Source organism: Pseudoalteromonas sp. Angola-4 (genome assembly GCF_028599265.1).
In the GTDB taxonomy this organism is placed as follows: Bacteria; Pseudomonadota; Gammaproteobacteria; order Enterobacterales; family Alteromonadaceae; genus Pseudoalteromonas; species Pseudoalteromonas atlantica.
Genome location: NZ_JAQREK010000002.1, coordinates 368,787 through 385,468 on the forward strand (window position 1 = coordinate 368,787; position 16,682 = coordinate 385,468).

A 16,682-nucleotide genomic window follows, 5' to 3' on the forward strand; every position below is an offset into this window, starting at 1 on the left:
TCTTACTTTAATTAAAGCCGTGTGCTTGCCTTTAATAGGAGTAAGGAAATGCCAGCGATTAAAGTTATTTGTTTGTCTGCATTATTAGCCTTTACTAATAATGCATTTGCCAGTAGTACAGAACCCTCTAAAATCCTCTCTTACGATGCACTTTTAACAGATTACCAGTATGATTTTAAAGTAAATTATTTTGATATTGCATCACAAAAGCAATCGCTAAAGATGGCGTATATTTATTTAAAACCCACGCAAAAAAATATGCCAACAGTGACGCTAATGCACGGTAAAAACTTTAATGCCGACTACTGGAGCCCCACAGCTCGTTACTTACAGTCGCTTGGGTTTGGGGTGCTGATACCCGATCAAATTGGTTTTGGTAAGTCTTCAAAGCCCACTAACTATCAATATTCATTTGCGGCGCTTGCGCATCATACACATGCATTAATGGACTCGCTAAATCTTGAAAAGTCGATTGTTGTTGGCCACTCTATGGGGGGAATGCTAGCGAGCCGTTTTGCATTAATGTACCCAGATACAACCACTAAACTGATTTTGCTTAATCCAATAGGGCTTGAAAACTACTTACACTATGTAAAATACAAAGACACCAACTTTTTTTATAAAAATGAGCTTAACAAAACGCCCGAAGGTGTTAAAAAGTACCAGCAAAAAAACTATTACGATGGTCAATGGAATGCTAAGTATTCAGCATTAACCGACTTTATTACAGGGCAAATACAAGGCCCAGATAAAGAGCAAATTGCTTGGGTTAACGCTAAAACCTACGATATGATTTTTACCCAACCGGTGATCACTGAATTTAAAGACTTAACCGTCCCCGTTAAATTAATTATTGGTACGCGTGACAGAACAGGCCCTGGCCGAAACTGGAAAAAAGACGGGATAGATTATCAGCTGGGGCGTTACGACAAATTAGGAAAACACGCTGCTGCGCTTATTCCTGATGCGCAACTGTTTGAACTTGATAATTTAGGGCATTTACCGCAAGTAGAAGATTTTGAGCGATTTAAGGCAGTGTTTAAACAAGCACTAAATAAGTAATAGCTTTATGCCTAATAAAATAAAGCCCCTGTAAGTAAACTGCTTACAGGGGCTTTTTATATAAAACTAATTTACAGCGTACATTGCGGGTTTTTACCCTGCGATTTAGCCGTACTTTGCTCGCTAAGAGCTTCGCTCATTTGTGCTTGTAAATTATTAATTCGATTGCTCGGTGCAGGGTGAGTAGATAAAAACTCAGGTGTGCTACCACTGCCTGCTGCGCTCATATTTTGCCAAAGCGTGACCGACTCTTGTGGGTTAAAGCCAGCCTGCGCCATTAAATCTAAGCCAATGGTATCGGCCTCTGATTCGTGTGAACGGCTAAACGGTAAAACTACGCCGTACTGCGCCCCTAAGCCTAAACCTTGCATAATTTCGTTGCGGTATTGTACGTTGCCCATTTCAAGCGCAGCGCTGCCTAATTGCATACCGGTATCTAAAATTGAGCTTTGTGATACACGCTCATTTGAATGCTCTGCTATAACGTGGCCCACTTCGTGCCCTAGTACAGTTGCAAGCTGATCTTGATTGGTGGCTATTTTTAATAACCCCGTATGAACACCTATGTAGCCACCAGGTAATGCAAAGGCATTTGCCGACTCATCTTCAAATACCACGACTTCCCAATTTTGTGAGGCGTATTCTTTTGGTAAAACAGCCACGACCTTTTCAGCAATACAATTTACATACGCATTGGTTTTTGCATCTTTATTGATTGGCTGTGATTCCTTCATTTGAGCAAAACTTGCGGTGCCCATTTCACTCATTTGTTGCTCTGAATACAGCGCAATTTGAGTACGCCCCGTAGGCGATGTTTTACAGCCGGCTAAAACTGCGGTTGCGAGTAAGGCAAGGGCTAGTTTTTTCATGGTGTTTCCTTCAAGTCTTTAATTTTTATTAGTTGTAGAATAGCAAACACGGTGCCAGTTTAGAATCTTTGCTCTTTATTACGCCGCTTTTTATTTTTAATAAATAAATGACCTTGCCAGACAAACTAAGTTTATACCCTTGCATAGCCCTGTTACACTATAAGCCTTGTTTTTAGTGAATGTTGAGTGACTACATGGACGCCTCGGCCTCGTCTTTTAATACCCGAATTTTGTTACCCTTGTTAGCCAGTATTGTTGCTATTACGCCGCTGGCTATAGACATGTACTTACCGGCCATGTTGGTTATTGCGAACGATTTACAAACCACTATGCCAAATGTACAAATTTCGCTAAGTATTTATTTGGCTGGCTACTCGCTAGGCATGTTATTTTTTGGCCCTATTGCCGATCAACTCGGACGACGAAAACTAGCCCGTATTGGCTTAACCTTATTTGGTGCAAGCTCATTTGCGCTGGCTTTTACCACCGAAATACACACCTTTTGGGTACTTAGAGCCGTGCAAGCATTCACCGGCGCGGCAGCTACGGTGGTTGTGCCTGGCGTAATTAGGCATATTTATCAAAAAAACACCGCTAAAGGCATGTCGTATGTATCTATGATTATGATGGTAGCGCCCTTAGTTGCCCCCTCTGTGGGGTCGTTTATTTTAGGGTTCTCGGTATGGTCAACCATATTTTTGGTTCTTGCTGCCTATAGCTTTTTAATTTTAGCGTTTGTACAAGTGTATTTAATTGATATCCCCATTCATAAAAATGAGAAAAAAGGCCTAGCCTTGTTTTTCGACAGCTATAAAACGGTACTTAGTAATAAAGATGCACGTGCAGACATATTGAGCTCTATGTTTGTCTCGTTTGGCTTTTTTTGCTTTTTAACCTCAGTGCCTTTTGTATACCTAGATTTATATAATGTATCTGAGCAATTATTTGGTATTTTATTCGCATTTAATGTCATGGCACTTATGTGTGGTAACTTTTTAAATACACGAATTGTACCAAGAATTGGCTCTCGAAAAATGCTGTACATAGGGCTTGTATGTGGCTTTGCCTCTGGGCTGGCACTGCTTACGTTTAGCTTGTTGCAGCTTTCTTTATATTACATTGTAGCGGCCATTGCGCCTTTAATGATGAGCCTAGGGGTAACAGCAAGCAATGCTGATTCATTAATATTAATGAAGTTTGAAAAAAACACCGGTACCGCCACCGCTGTTATTGGGACGCTGCGCTTTGGCAGTGGCGCGCTCGTTGGTCCATTGCTTGCGGTAGTGCATGCAAAAAGTGCAGTGCCGTTTTCAAGCTTAATGTTTAGCGCCGTGCTATTAACTATGCTGGTGCAGTTAATCCACTATAAAATAGACAAAAAAAATGCCTCATAATGAGGCATTTTTTATAAACAGTGACTAATTAAGCGTCTGCTGCTTTAGATACCATAACCATTGCAGGGCGTAATAAACGACCATTTAATGTGTATCCTTTTTGCATTACTGCAAGTACCGTGTTTGGTGAAACATCGTTACTTGGTTGGATAGACATTGCTTGGTGGAATTCTGGATTGAATTGCTCACCCTGTGGGTTAACAATTTCAACGCCAAACTTTGCAACCGCATCGTTAAAGCTTTTAACTGTCATATCAATACCTTCAAGCAATGGCTTTAGGGTTTCGTTTTCTTTATCAGAAAACTCAATAGCGCGCTCTAGGTTATCGATTACTGGAAGTAATTCGTTAGCAAACTTTTCCAGTGCAAATTTATGTGCTTTTTCTACATCTTGTGCAGCACGACGACGAATGTTATCTACATCTGCGGCGGCGCGTACAACGCTGTCTTTTTGATCCGCAATGGTTTGCTTAGCGGCTTCAAGCTCTGCGTATAGCATTGCAATTTCAGCTTCAGGGCTTTGCTCTTGGTCTGCTTCGTGTTGCTCTGCGGCTTCTACTGCTGCTTCAACATCAGCTTCCATTTGAGCTACTTCTTCGTTTAGTTCTACTTCTTGCTCTGGGTTTTGTGTCTGCTCAGACATAAAATACGTGCTCCAATTCTTTACAACTGCGGTAATTATGGGGATTGAATAAAAAGATTCAAGAGTTAGATGGCTCTAATAATTTAAATTCTTGGATTAATTGTTCAATTTGCGCCGATTTAGGGCAAATTACGCAAAAGCGGCTTTGATACTCTTGATTTTGAAAGTACGGCACACTAATTACTATCAGCTCATTGCACTCTGTAAACGGTAAGTTTTCAGTGTTTAAAACTGATACCCCGTTTTTAAATGCGAGTTTATCTTCGACAAAATTTAAAAATGAAACGCCAATATTTAAGCTTTGTTCGCAATCGACCTTTTTATATAAATAGTTTTCGCCTACTACAATACTGTTATCTGATCCAAGCTTATGACTTAGCTGGCGCGTCCACTGTGTCAGTGAGTCATGGCAATTACGCGGTGCGGTGTTTGCCATTGCTTGCATTCTGTACAAACCTTCCATTAAGGTTTGTTGGCTAAATACTGTGTTTAACCAAGTTGCAAATTGATAACGCACGGCATCTGAGGAATCATCAGGTTTGTTGATACAAATATTGTGGCTTTGCCCTGCTCTATCTATTAGCAGTACAAGCCAATCGTTAGAATCAAACTCAAGTACTTCTACTCTAAACACTTGTTGCGAGCTTGCTTGTGGTAAGCCTACACAACAACATACTTGATACTTTTTACTTAATCCATGGGCCAGCTCCACAAGTTGTGCTTGTTTTGGCTGCCAGTAATTAGCTATTTCAGCTAACGGAAAAAACTCATCAAACCAATAATCAAACCCTTGGTTTGTAGGCACACGCCCTGCCGATGTATGAGGGGAATATAACAAGCCTACTTTTTCAAGTCGCGCCATAGCATTTCGTACCGTGGCAGAACAAACCGCCATGCCTTTTTGCTTCGCTATTTTTGTTGATGGAACGGGTAACCCTTCACCATTACAATAAAGGCTCATCACTGCTGAAAAAATTTGTTGATCTCGCGGGTTTATATTCATGTTATCTACATCTTGTTGCATGAAAGAGATATCGGGGCAGTTAAAACAAATTCAAGCCTAAAGCACGCTTTAAGTGAATATGTTGTTGCATGCATTACAATAAAACACTGCTGCAACTATTTTTAAGCATTAAATACAAAAATTAAAGGGGTAATTTAATCTGTTGAGCCAATAATCAGCTCTTAGGTGAGCTTGACAATATACAGGCGTAATTGAATCATTATCATATTGGTAAATCTGTGTTTTCAAACACTTCTGTTTTGAGTTACCCTACAAAAATATTATTACTTTTTATTGCAGCCGTTATGCACTCACCGTTTAAAACTATTGGCCTTATAGGTAAACCAAACCACCCTAAAGCTGCGGCTACGTTACAGCGTTTACATACTTTTTTATCGGCTCTTGGCTTTACCGTGATTGTAGAAAAGCGCACCGGTGGGCAGTTATCGGATGTCCCTGATACTCATCAAGTTGACCTTGTTAGCTTAGGCGAGCAAGCCGACCTTGCTATTGTTGTAGGGGGTGATGGCAATATGCTTGGTGCTGCTCGCGTACTGGCACGCTTTGACGTAGCTGTAATAGGCGTAAACAGAGGTAATTTAGGGTTTTTAACCGACTTAAACCCAGAGGGCTTTGAAGGTAGCCTAGAGCAAGTGTTAAGCGGCGAATATTTAGAAGAAAAACGCTTTTTGCTCGAGGTAGAAGTATACCGCCATAACGAACTGAAAAGTGCGAATTCAGCCGTTAACGAAGCGGTTCTACACGCCGACAAAGTTGCCCACATGATTGAGTTTGAAGCTTTTATTAATAATGACTTTGTGTTTTCTCAGCGCTCTGATGGCTTAATTGTATCAACCCCTACCGGCTCTACAGCTTATTCTTTATCGGGTGGCGGGCCCATTTTAACACCTGAGCTTAATGCAATTTCGTTAGTGCCTATGTTTCCGCATACATTATCAAGCAGACCCTTAGTGGTTGATGCCGATAACGAGGTACGCTTAAAGTTAAGCCTTGAGAACACCGACAGCTTACAAGTCAGTTGCGACAGCCATGTAGTGCTTGCCGTTTTACCCGGCGATGAAGTGGTTATTAAAAAAGCCGACAGAAAACTGCGCTTAATTCACCCAAAAAACTACTCTTACTACAACGTTTTACGTACTAAACTTAATTGGGGCAGCCGTTTATACTAATTTTATTGCCAAGCGTAGTGCTTTAGCGCAAAATACAAGACAAATAAAAATTAATCAAACTAGGAATATCTAGCAATGACTTATGTTGTTATCTTTGCTTTGTTATTACTTATCACTTTGCTTGGCGCTTATATTAGAGTTGAAAACAATAGAAAAAAAGCGTTAGAAACCAAGAAAAAACAATTTAACGAACGTGTTGCCCAAGTAAACACTCGCCTCAAAACCAAGCTAAACAATTTATTAGAAGCCAAAATAATAAGACCTAAGTATGTAGCGCAAATTCAGGCTATTGTGACCAATTTTTTTGTGGTTCAGCCCCATACTGATGAAAACCTACAGCATTTAGAAGATATTAGCGACAGCTTAGTGAGCACGCTTTCGATTGAGTTTCAAAAAGCACTGCAAAGTGAAAACGCCCAAGCGCTTCAAGATAATATACAGTACTTTGTGAGTGAGTTACCCCAGCAAGGCATACTATATAATAAAGCGTTTTATCATGAGATTTTACCCTCATTGATTGTACAAATTAAAACTGACACACCTGTAAACCCAAGCGAAAGCCTTGAAAATACTGACGAAACCTCTTCTGATGAAAGTACTGACTCTGATAGTCAGTTTTCTCAAAATGCGAGCGTTGCTTAAAAAGTAAAAAAATTAATTTGCAAAAAACCTAAACACTGTATAAATTAACAGTTAATTCACTGGATGGATGAACAGTATGTTAATTGGTTTAGAAATTAAAAATTTTGCAATTGTAAGTAACTTAAGCACAGAGTGGCATAACGGCATGACGGCGATCACGGGTGAAACCGGCGCGGGTAAATCGATTGCCATTGATGCACTTTCACTGTGTTTAGGCGAGCGCGCTGAAGCGTCGGCGGTTCGCCCTGGCACAGATAAAGCAGAAGTGTGCGCACAGTTTGATTTAACTGCCCTTCCTCTTGCTAAAGCATTTTTAGAACAACACATGCTAACGAGTAACGACAACGAATGCCTACTTAGACGCGTTGTATGTAAAAATGGCCGCAGCAAAAGCTATATAAATGGCAGCGCTGTTACAGCAGCTCAACTGAAAGAGCTCGGACAGTATTTAATTTCTATACACGGACAGCACGCTCATCAGCACCTTTTAAAAGCTGAACACCAGCTGCAACTGCTAGACGCCTACGCAGGCCATAACCAGCTTGTAAAAGCGGTTAGCCAAAGCTTTAAATTATATGCAAACCTGCAAAAAGAATTTAAACAGCTTGAGCAACAGCAATTACAACAAGCCGCTCAAAAACAATTACTCGAATACCAAGTTGCCGAATTAGATGAGTTTGCCTTACAAGACGGCGAGTTTGAACAAATAGAAGCCGAACATTACAAGCTAAGTAATAGCCAAACCATTTTAGAAGCCTGCCAGCGCGAACTTCAACATTTATACGAAAGTGATGAGCAAAATGCCTGTTCAATGCTGCAACACAGCGCTCAGCAATTTGCCGAGCTTGCAAATTATGACGAAAGCTTAGCAAGTGTAGCTGCATTATTAGATGAAGCCGCAGTGCAAGTTGAAGAAGCAAGCAGAGAAGTAAGAAACTACGCAGAGCAAGCCGACTTAGACCCTGCTCGATTAACAGAAGTAGAAGCGCGCTTAAGTGGCGCGATGGACTTAGCCCGTAAGCATCATATAAAGCCTCAAGAGCTGGTTGAGTTTCATCAAGGTTTAACACAAGAGCTAGAATCAATTAGTAACAATAGCTCACGTTTGGCGCAATTAGACGATGAAATAACTAATGCGCTAAGTGCATACCAGCACGCCAGTGATCAGCTAAGCGAAAGTCGCCATAAATATGCTAATACATTAAATCAATTAATTAGTGAAAGCATGGCTAATTTATCGATGGAAAATGGGGTCTTTGAAATTCAGCTTACCCAAGAAGCTGAGCGCCAACCCAATGCATTAGGTTTTGATAGCGTCTCGTTTTTGGTCTCTACTAATCCTGGGCAGCCATTACAACCTTTAGCTAAAGTTGCCTCGGGTGGTGAGCTGTCGCGTATTAGCCTTGCCATACAGGTGATCATTGCCCAAAAAGTGACAACGCCAACGCTTATTTTTGACGAAGTGGATGTAGGTATATCAGGTCCTACCGCCTCCTCTGTAGGGAAGTTACTACGCCAACTAGGAAAATCAACACAGGTTATTTGTGTAACCCATTTACCCCAGGTTGCAAGTAGTGCGCATCAGCAGTTTTTTGTAGCAAAAGAAATAGCACAAGGCGAGACCTTTACTCAAATGCTCAGCCTAAATAAAGATGGCCGTATTAATGAAATTGCACGCTTACTTGGTGGCGATAATATAAGTAGAACCGCTAAAGCAAATGCTAAAGAGCTTATTATGGCGCACGCCTAAGTTATACTTTTGCTACAACAGTGGAGAGACGTTTTAAATGCAAAGCATGCTGATAAATTTTTGCCATGTTACTGGGTGGCTACTTGTTGTTTTGAGCTTTTTGCTTATTGGGTTTAGTAAGTTTAAGCACGCAGAATTTAAGCTAAAACTCTTTAGCTTTTTAAAACTTATATTGGTTTATCAAGTAACGGTGAGTGTTTGGCAGTGGTTTATTATTGGCAACATAGTGGCTAATAATCAATGGTTACTTTTATTAGCACAGATACTGTGCAGTGCAATGTGCTATTTAAGTTTACAGCGGCGAAAAAGTAAAAGCCGCCCCAACCTTGATAGTTTTTCTATGGATTAACTAACGCAAGCGTTAAGAGCAAGTTCTATTTTTACCTTGCTCTTTTGCTTTGTATAATCGCTCGTCGGCAAGCTTTATGTCTTGGGCTATGGTTGTATCTAACTGGCTTTGCACAAGCCCCATACTTATAGTTAATACCACCGATTTTCTATTCATGCGCACTGGATTTTTTTGTAATTCGGCATGAATTTTTTCTGCAATACTTTGCCCCTGTTCTTTGTCGCTGTTTGGTAGTGCAATTAAAAACTCTTCACCGCCCCACCGAGAAGCAATACCTTGTTTTGGCATGCTCTTTTTTAAAATATTGGCAAGTTGGGTTAACGCTTCATCACCAAAGTCGTGGCCGTAGTTATCATTAATGTTTTTGAAATTATCAACATCAGCTAGCAAAATTACATACGCCTGCTTAGTTTTTTTATGAAGATGTTTAAGCTCAGCAAGTTCTTTCATCATAAAACGTCTGTTAGGTAAATCAGTTAAGTGATCTATTGTGGCAAGGCGCTCATTTTTTTGACTCAGCGCGACTATTTTTTCGTTGTATTTTTCGCGTGAGCGCTCATAAAAACCACTTAATAAAGCAACAATAATAAAAGAAATGACCACCCTTAGTGGAAGTGCTTCAGGCTGATAATCATAAATATTAAAGTTATCTGTAATAATAAAGCCGGCGATCACGGCAAATAAAAAGGCAACAATATCAAATGTTCCTTTTTTAAGGCCTCTAATAGAGTAAGTCACCGGTGATACAATAAATATCCAAATTGGCCCAGTACCTTCAGCTCCGCCCGAGATCACTAAATACAGCATTAAACAGTAAAGGTTATATAAAATGGTGGTCGCTGATTTTTCGACTGCGCGGTAAAGACTAAAAGCCCACGCATAAAAACCAGCTGAAACTAGCAGCATAATACCAAGCACTACATCAGCATTAGACAGTGCATTACACGCCATAGCGAAGGTAGCTATAAATCCGATGGTCGAAAAAAAGCGAACAATTAGCTTTCTTTCTCTGTTGTCTGAGTATGCATTCATATTATTATTTTTTATTTGCAAGCGAGCTTTAAAAGCTCATTTCCCGAGGATTTAAAAAGAATTTAGCAGCAAGTTTGTACTGAAATAGTACTTTAAGCAAGATTTACACGTTAATTATTGGTTAATGACAATTTTTTAATACTTTTTTATTTGAAAAAAGCAAAAAAAAAGCAAGCCAGTTGGCTTGCCTTTATTATATTTAAAACTTAACGAGATAATTAAACCTCTAAATAATCCATAATACCTTCAGCAGCGTTACGCCCTTCAAAAATAGCCGTTACCACTAAATCAGAGCCTCGCACTATATCGCCACCTGCAAATATTTTCGGATTAGTTGTTTGATGAGTAAATTCACCTTGCTCTGGTGCGTTAATGCCGCCCCAGTGGTTAATTTCTACATCATACTTTTCTAACCAGTCCATTTTGTGTGGTTTAAAGCCAAACGCCATGATAACCTGGTCTGCCTCAAGTACGTGCTCAGAGCCTGGTACAACTTCCGCTCGGCTACGGCCGTTTTCATCAGGCTCACCCAGTTGTGTTTTAACCATTTTAACGCCTGCAACATGGCCATTATCATCAAGTACAATACCCGTTGGCTGTACATTAAAGGTAAAGTTTACACCTTCTTCTTTAGCGTTTTTAACTTCACGCTTAGAGCCTGGCATATTTTCTTCATCACGACGATAAGCACAAGTTACTTTAGCTGCATTTTGGCGAATAGACGTTCGCACACAGTCCATCGCGGTATCACCACCGCCAAGTACCACAACCTTTTGATTGGCCATATCAATGCACGCTTGGTTTTTTTCATCGTAACCCATAACGCGATTTGTGTTACCAATTAAAAATGGCAGTGCGTCGTGTACGCCTGGCGCGTCTTCGTTTTCAAGACCAGCACGCATACTCTGATACGTACCTACACCTAAAAATACCGCGTCGTAGTCAGCTAAAATTTCGTCCATAGTGATATCTACACCCACTTCAACGTTTAGCTTAAATTCCACACCCATTTCGGTGAAAATTTCACGGCGCTTTTGCATTACTTCTTTTTCAAGTTTAAAAGAAGGGATACCAAAAGTAAGTAATCCACCAATCTCTGGGTGACGGTCAAAAACCACTGGCTTTACACCGTTACGTACTAAAATATCTGCGCACCCTAAACCAGCCGGACCCGCACCAATAATAGCCACTTTTTTATCCGTCCATGTCACGTATGACATGTCTGGTTTCCAGCCCATTTTAAAAGCGGTATCGGTAATGTATTTTTCAATATTACCTATCGTTACTGCGCCAAACTCTTCATCAAGCGTACATGAACCTTCACACAGTCTGTCTTGTGGACATACGCGTCCACACACTTCAGGTAAACTGTTTGTACGATGAGAAAGCTCAGCCGCTTCTAAAATACGGCCAGTTCTAATTAATTTTAACCACTGCGGAATGTAGTTATGCACTGGGCATTTCCATTCACAGTAAGGGTTACCACAATCTAAACAACGGTCAGCTTGTGAATTTACCTGATTCTCAGAAAAGGGTTCGTAAATTTCCACGAAAGATTTTTTACGCGACGAGATTGGTTTTTTGCGCGGATCAACACGCTGCACGTCTATAAATTGATATACATTTTCGCTCATACTGCCCCCTTATTGCGCTTGAACACGAAGTTCTGCGCTACTGCGAGCGCGGTGCCCGAGTAAACTTTTTACATCACTTGATTTTGGTTTAACTAGTTTGAACATAGGTAAGTACAGTTCAAAATTAGCTAAAATGGTTTCTGCTCGACATGAACCCGTAAGTTCTAAATGCTCGGCAATTAGGCCACGCAGATGCTCTTGGTGCGAACTTAAATCATCAAGTGTTACTACTTCTACAAGCTCTGGATTAATGCGTTTTTCAAAGTCACTTCGCTCATCTAAAATATAAGCAAAACCACCTGTCATACCCGCACCAAAGTTAACGCCTACATTACCTAGCACACATACAACGCCGCCAGTCATGTATTCACAGCCGTTATCACCTACGCCTTCAACAACGGCTTGCACGCCAGAGTTACGCACTGCAAAACGCTCACCAGCACAGCCTGCGGCAAATAACTTACCACCCGTAGCACCGTACAAACATGTGTTACCTGCAATGGTCGCTTTATGACTTTCAAACGATGATCCCAGTGGTGGACGTATCACAAGCTTACCGCCTGCCATGCCTTTACCCACGTAGTCGTTTGCATCGCCAATAAGGGTCATTTCAAGGCCACCGGCATTCCAAACACCAAATGATTGCCCTGCTGTACCATGTAGCTCAATAGATACTGGATCTGCTGCCATACCTTGATTGCCGTGCTTAGAGGCTATGTAACCCGACAGCATTGCGCCCACTGAACGGTCTGTATTACATATCCGGCTCACGAGCGAAATACCCGATGAGGTATCAATCGCTTGTTGCGCTTTACCTAGTAACGTTTCGTTAAGTTCACCTAAATAGTGCGAGCTATTTGGTACGCTACAAAATAAGGTTTCGCCCGTTGGGTTATTTGGCTGAGCAATTACAGACGATAAATCTATTTTCTTTTGCTTCGCTGTTTTACCTTCAATCGCTTCTAATAAGTCTAAACGGCCAATTAAGTCAGTTAGATTAGCAACACCTAAGCTTGCCATAATTTCACGTGCTTCTTGGGCTATAAACTTAAAGTAGTTCATCGCCATTTCTGGTAAGCCGTGGTAATGCTTTTGACGAAGTGTTTCATCTTGCGTTGCAACACCGGTCGCACAGTTATTTAAATGACAAATACGTAAGTATTTACAACCTAGCGCCACCATTGGGCCTGTACCAAAGCCAAAGCTCTCTGCACCTAAAATAGCGGCTTTAATGATATCTAAACCTGTTTTTAAACCACCATCTGTTTGCAGACGAATACGGTGACGAAGACCATTTTCAACAAGCGCTTGCTGGGTTTCTGCAAGGCCAAGCTCCCATGGGCTACCCGCGTATTTAACTGACGTTAATGGGCTTGCACCGGTACCACCATCGTAACCTGAGATAGTAATTAAGTCGGCGTACGCTTTAGCTACACCTGTGGCAATTGTGCCTACACCCGGCTCAGATACTAACTTCACCGATATCATCGCTTCTGGGTTTACTTGTTTTAAATCGAATATTAGCTGGGCTAAATCTTCAATTGAGTAAATATCGTGATGCGGTGGTGGTGAAATTAATGTTACACCGGGTACCGAATAACGAAGTTTTGCAATATACGGCGTTACTTTTTCGCCTGGTAATTGCCCGCCTTCGCCAGGTTTAGCACCCTGCGCCACTTTAATTTGAATTACATCAGCATTACGAAGGTAGTGCGGCGTTACACCAAAACGACCCGAGGCAACTTGTTTAATACGTGAGTTTTTCTCGGTGTTGTAGCGCAACTTATCTTCACCGCCTTCACCTGAATTTGAACACCCGCCTAAGCGGTTCATTGCAATGGCAAGCGCTTCATGCGCCTCAGGCGAAAGTGCACCAATACTCATAGCTGCAGAGTCAAAGCGCTGGTATAAAAATTCAGCCGGCTCAACATCATCAATGCTAATGCCTTTTTCAGGTAATTTAAGCGCTAACATATCGCGCAGCGTTGCAATAGGACGGTTATTAACTAAATCAGCATAGGCTGCGTAGTCTTTATAATCGCCTGAACGTACGGCCTTTTGTAGCGTTTGAATAACATCTGGGTTGTAAGCGTGGTATTCACCACCGTGAACGTATTTTAATAAACCGCCATGGCTGAGTAATTTACGTTTACTAAAAGCAAGTTTATGAAGCTTTTGCTGATCAATATCAAAATCGCTAAAACAGGCGCCTTTAATACGACTTGCCACACCTTTAAAGCACATGTCTACCATAGCATCAGATAGACCAACCGCTTCAAAAAGCATTGAACAACGGTACGATGCAATTGTGCTTATGCCCATCTTAGACATAATTTTGTACAAGCCTTTATTAATGGCTTTTCGGTACGAAAGCGTCACTTCGCAGTACGATTTATCAATCACTTTACTGTCGCTCATCGCAACCAGTGACTCGTATGCAAGGTATGGGTAAATTGCGGTTGCACCAAAACCAAGTAATACGGCAAATTGGTGTGCATCGCGTACGCTACCCGTTTCAATAATAATATTAGACTCACAACGTAAGTTATTATCTACTAAACGTTTTTGTACAGCACCTACCGCCATAGCAGCAGGAATTGGTAATTGGGTTTCGCTAAAGTTACGGTCAGATAAAATAAGCATTACACAGCCGGCTGCTGCTTTTTCTTGTGCAGCGTCGCAAATACGTGCAACCGCTTTTTCTAAACCTTCCTCTGCTGTGTATGTAATATCAATTTTACAGTAGCTGTAATGCTCGTCATCGGCATTAAGTAGCTGCTGCATGTCAGCATACATTAAAATTGGCGTATCAAACTGTAGGCGCTTAGCGTGGCCTGTGGTTTCATTAAATACGTTTTGCTCACTACCAATACACGTTGCCAGTGACATTACGTGGTTTTCACGCAGCGGATCGATTGGCGGGTTAGTCACTTGCGCAAACTTTTGGCGGAAGTAATCGTACAATGAACGATGCCCTTCGCTTAGTACTGCAAATGGCGTGTCATCACCCATAGAGCCTGTTGCTTCTTGGCCGTTTTCACCCATTACGCGAATAACACTATCGAGCTCTTCGTTAGTGTAACCAAACATTTTTTGGTATTTAACAAGTGTTTCGTCATCAAATGAGCGATTACCCGCATCTTGCTCGGTAAGCTCTTCAAACGGGGTTAAACGCTTAACGTTTTCTTCAAGCCATGACTTATAAGGATGACGCGATTTTAAATCTTGGTCGATTTCGTCTGAGTGCCAAATCTTGCCTAATTTAGTATCAATTACTAACAGCTCACCTGGCCCTACACGGCCTTTTTCGACCACTTCATCTGCAGTGTAATCCCAAATCCCTACCTCAGAGGCAAGTGTAATAAAGCCATCTTGGGTAATAACATAGCGCGCTGGACGCAGACCATTTCTGTCAAGGTTACAGGCTGCAAAACGCCCATCAGACATAACAATGCCCGCAGGGCCATCCCACGGTTCCATATGCATAGAGTTAAAGTCGTAAAATGCGCGTAAGTCATCATCCATAGCACGGTTTTTCTGCCATGCAGGTGGCACAAGCATACGCATAGCACGGAATAAATCCATGCCACCGGCTAAAAACAGCTCCAGCATGTTATCTAAGCTTGAAGAGTCAGAGCCGGTTTCGTTTACAAACGGCGCTGCACTTTGTAAATCAGGAATAAGTGGCGATGAAAACTTATACGAACGTGCACGAGCCCATTGGCGGTTACCTTCAATGGTATTAATTTCACCATTATGCGCTAAATACCTAAATGGTTGTGCTAAAGGCCAACGCGGCTGAGTATTAGTAGAAAAACGCTGATGGAATACACAAATAGCGCTGGTCATACGAATATCAGCTAAGTCTAAATAAAAGTTAGGCAAATCTGCAGGCATCATAAGGCCTTTATAGATAGTCACTAACCCCGATAAACTCGCAATATAGAACGACTCATCCTCTGCTAAACGCTTTTCTGCACGGCGACGTGCTACATATAAACGTCGCTCTAAATCTTTAGAGCGCCATCCTTCAGGCGCACTAACAAAAATTTGCTCAAAACCAGGTAATTGCTGTGTAGCAATTGGCCCTAGCATTGAAGGGTCAGTAGGCACTTCACGCCAACCGAGTATTTTAAGTGTTTCTTGTTCTAATTCTTCACATAAAACCTGTTTTGCAGCTTGTGCTAAAACGGGATCTGAATTTAAGAAAACCATGCCTACGGCGTAATTTTTACCTAAGTGCCAATTATGCTCACTCGCAATAGCACGGAAAAAACTGTCAGGTTTTTGTAGTAATAAACCACAGCCGTCACCTGTTTTACCATCGGCAGAAATACCACCGCGGTGCTGCATGCGATCAAGTCCAGTAATAGCTGTACGAATAAGCCGATGACTAGCTTGACCATTTACTTGGGCTATTAAGCCAAAGCCACAATTATCTTTTTCTAATGTTGAGTCGTATAACATAGACCCCTCCCTTGCTGCACTGTTAACGTGAATGAACTGCTCGACGATTTGCTAACAGACGCACAAAACTAGCCTCTATAGTAAATAGAGTCAATATTATTTTGAATACATATTCACATTCTTGAATATTTCTCACTTCAAGGCAAGGTTTCTTTTTTACCCATAAGTTTTAACAATTAGCGCTTATTTGCGCGTTATTTTTTCATGACACTGGTGTCAATTTTAACATTTTGTAAAAACAAAGGCGTTAAAGCAATACCCTTTACGTAAACGTAAAGCACCAAAGCAATGAATAAATATTCACTAATTTCCCACAGGTTCAGTTAACATTTAGATAGTTTAATGCGTTTTAAATAAATTAGAGGTTTAGGATCACGCTTTTTTAGCGTTCATTAGTATAGTTATTAATTGTGGTGTCGTTTTTAGTGCAGATGTAGTGAATTTTTATTTAATGCCAATTCGCTTGATTGAGCGAACTATTGTAAGGCTGGAAAAACGTGTTGATAGCTGGGCAAAAAACTCGCTATTTAGTTGTTCTAAAAAGAATTTTTAAGCGCAGATAGCGACACGTTTAGCCCCGCAAAATGATTACGTCTTATTGCGCATTGATATAAAACTCATATTTTAATTAAAATTCGCGCTTATAT

General features: G+C 41.1%; 11 protein-coding genes. 5 read left to right on the forward strand and 6 right to left on the reverse strand.

Annotated elements, in window-relative coordinates:
- Nucleotides 1–48 precede the first annotated feature (48 nt).
- Nucleotides 49–1,062 (forward strand): alpha/beta fold hydrolase, encoded by a 1,014-nt coding sequence (locus tag PSH48_RS04110; RefSeq protein ID WP_273610952.1) that lies wholly within the window; start codon nucleotides 49–51, stop codon nucleotides 1,060–1,062.
- Nucleotides 1,063–1,133: 71 nt separating this feature from the next.
- Here the strand turns inward: PSH48_RS04110 and PSH48_RS04115 are convergent, their stop codons facing one another.
- Nucleotides 1,134–1,931 (reverse strand): M48 family metallopeptidase, encoded by a 798-nt coding sequence (locus PSH48_RS04115; protein WP_024033379.1) that lies wholly within the window; start codon nucleotides 1,929–1,931, stop codon nucleotides 1,134–1,136.
- 194 nt (nucleotides 1,932–2,125) lie between these two features.
- Here PSH48_RS04115 and PSH48_RS04120 point away from each other — a divergent pair, with 194 nt between their 5' ends.
- The gene (locus PSH48_RS04120; RefSeq protein WP_024033378.1) at nucleotides 2,126–3,325 is read left to right on the forward strand and encodes a Bcr/CflA family multidrug efflux MFS transporter; all 1,200 of its coding nucleotides are present in this window, start codon (nucleotides 2,126–2,128) and stop codon (nucleotides 3,323–3,325) included.
- A gap of 28 nt (nucleotides 3,326–3,353) precedes the next feature.
- Here PSH48_RS04120 and grpE read toward each other — a convergent pair whose 3' ends face one another.
- Together grpE and PSH48_RS04130 are read right to left on the reverse strand one after the other, a co-directional pair.
- A complete protein-coding gene (gene grpE / locus PSH48_RS04125) occupies nucleotides 3,354–3,968 on the reverse strand; it encodes a nucleotide exchange factor GrpE (protein ID WP_024033377.1) in 615 nt (204 codons plus the stop codon).
- A gap of 58 nt (nucleotides 3,969–4,026) precedes the next feature.
- A complete protein-coding gene (locus tag PSH48_RS04130; protein ID WP_031289855.1) occupies nucleotides 4,027–4,992 on the reverse strand; it encodes an HrcA family transcriptional regulator in 966 nt (321 codons plus the stop codon).
- Nucleotides 4,993–5,276: 284 nt separating this feature from the next.
- Here PSH48_RS04130 and nadK point away from each other — a divergent pair, with 284 nt between their 5' ends.
- From nadK to recN, 3 genes are all read left to right on the forward strand, one after another.
- Nucleotides 5,277–6,161: an NAD(+) kinase gene (gene nadK, locus PSH48_RS04135; protein WP_004588103.1), complete on the forward strand. Its 885-nt coding sequence runs from the start codon at nucleotides 5,277–5,279 to the stop codon at nucleotides 6,159–6,161.
- A 75-nt stretch (nucleotides 6,162–6,236) separates the two neighbouring features.
- Nucleotides 6,237–6,803 carry a hypothetical protein gene (locus PSH48_RS04140; RefSeq protein WP_273606902.1) on the forward strand — a complete coding sequence of 189 codons (567 nt, stop codon included), beginning with the start codon at nucleotides 6,237–6,239 and terminating at the stop codon, nucleotides 6,801–6,803.
- A 76-nt stretch (nucleotides 6,804–6,879) separates the two neighbouring features.
- Nucleotides 6,880–8,553, forward strand: coding sequence for a DNA repair protein RecN (recN, locus tag PSH48_RS04145; RefSeq protein WP_273610953.1), 1,674 nt, complete (start codon nucleotides 6,880–6,882; stop codon nucleotides 8,551–8,553).
- Between the two features lie 361 nt (nucleotides 8,554–8,914).
- Here the strand turns inward: recN and PSH48_RS04150 are convergent, their stop codons facing one another.
- From PSH48_RS04150 to gltB, 3 genes are all read right to left on the reverse strand, one after another.
- Entirely contained in the window at nucleotides 8,915–9,934 is a 1,020-nt protein-coding gene (locus tag PSH48_RS04150; RefSeq protein WP_273610954.1) for a GGDEF domain-containing protein, read from the reverse strand.
- A 218-nt stretch (nucleotides 9,935–10,152) separates the two neighbouring features.
- Nucleotides 10,153–11,568, reverse strand: coding sequence for an FAD-dependent oxidoreductase (locus PSH48_RS04155; RefSeq protein WP_004588108.1), 1,416 nt, complete (start codon nucleotides 11,566–11,568; stop codon nucleotides 10,153–10,155).
- Between the two features lie 9 nt (nucleotides 11,569–11,577).
- The gene (gene gltB / locus PSH48_RS04160; protein ID WP_273610955.1) at nucleotides 11,578–16,035 is read right to left on the reverse strand and encodes a glutamate synthase large subunit; all 4,458 of its coding nucleotides are present in this window, start codon (nucleotides 16,033–16,035) and stop codon (nucleotides 11,578–11,580) included.
- Between the last annotated feature and the right edge of the window lie 647 nt (nucleotides 16,036–16,682).

Excerpts from the sequence above, each read along its gene's own strand:
- PSH48_RS04110 (WP_273610952.1), top strand. The coding sequence starts at position 49 with ATGCCAGCGATTAAAGTTATTTGTTTGTCTGCATTATTAGCCTTTACT.
- PSH48_RS04115 (WP_024033379.1), bottom strand. The coding sequence starts at position 1,931 with ATGAAAAAACTAGCCCTTGCCTTACTCGCAACCGCAGTTTTAGCCGGC.
- PSH48_RS04120 (WP_024033378.1), top strand. The coding sequence starts at position 2,126 with ATGGACGCCTCGGCCTCGTCTTTTAATACCCGAATTTTGTTACCCTTG.
- grpE (WP_024033377.1), bottom strand. The coding sequence starts at position 3,968 with ATGTCTGAGCAGACACAAAACCCAGAGCAAGAAGTAGAACTAAACGAA.
- PSH48_RS04130 (WP_031289855.1), bottom strand. The coding sequence starts at position 4,992 with ATGCAACAAGATGTAGATAACATGAATATAAACCCGCGAGATCAACAA.
- nadK (WP_004588103.1), top strand. The coding sequence starts at position 5,277 with ATGCACTCACCGTTTAAAACTATTGGCCTTATAGGTAAACCAAACCAC.
- PSH48_RS04140 (WP_273606902.1), top strand. The coding sequence starts at position 6,237 with ATGACTTATGTTGTTATCTTTGCTTTGTTATTACTTATCACTTTGCTT.
- recN (WP_273610953.1), top strand. The coding sequence starts at position 6,880 with ATGTTAATTGGTTTAGAAATTAAAAATTTTGCAATTGTAAGTAACTTA.
- PSH48_RS04150 (WP_273610954.1), bottom strand. The coding sequence starts at position 9,934 with ATGAATGCATACTCAGACAACAGAGAAAGAAAGCTAATTGTTCGCTTT.
- PSH48_RS04155 (WP_004588108.1), bottom strand. The coding sequence starts at position 11,568 with ATGAGCGAAAATGTATATCAATTTATAGACGTGCAGCGTGTTGATCCG.
- gltB (WP_273610955.1), bottom strand. The coding sequence starts at position 16,035 with ATGTTATACGACTCAACATTAGAAAAAGATAATTGTGGCTTTGGCTTA.